The 535-nt window shown below is 59.8% G+C and carries 1 protein-coding gene; it reads left to right on the top strand.

Translation table 11 applies throughout. The annotated features are described in order from the left end of the window. A partial coding sequence (locus KP705_RS16725; RefSeq protein WP_215765069.1) for a DUF4158 domain-containing protein occupies positions 1-535 on the top strand: 535 nt, incomplete at both ends.

Consider the following 535-nt stretch of genomic DNA (forward strand, 5'->3'; position numbering starts at 1 on the left):
CTGGAATCTGGTGAAACACCACCGGCTCCCATTCTGTCATTTGTTGCGCGGCAGCTCGACCTGTCCCCTGGGCTCTGGTCCCATTACGGACGTCGTGACGAAACCCGTCGATCCCATCTGGCCCACCTGATGAAGCGTTATGGCTACCGAACCTTCGATCGGTCGGCATTTCATGACATGACCGGTTTCGCGATGCCAATTGCACATCATGTGACCCAGCCATCCCGCATGGCTGCGATCCTGATTGACGAGATGCGTCGCCGAAGCATTCTCCTGCCGTCGGTCACTGTCATTGAAGCCTTGGTGCGCCGTGCTCGCCAGCAGGCCGATCACCTTGTCCATGACGTCCTTGCAGGGGATCTGCCGCCGGAAACCCGTTGTCGTTTGGACAAAATGCTGGAGCGTCGTGGCGATCGCAGTGCCTCCTGGCTCTCGTGGCTGCGTAACCCGCCCTTGTCACCAGCCGCGCGCAATATCCTGCGATTGCTGGAACGCCTGGAGTGTGTACGATCCCTGAACCTCGACAGCGCTCGCG

It is taken from the genome of Gluconobacter sp. P1D12_c, from assembly GCF_018812105.1.
Classification (GTDB): domain Bacteria; phylum Pseudomonadota; class Alphaproteobacteria; order Acetobacterales; family Acetobacteraceae; genus Gluconobacter; species Gluconobacter oxydans_A.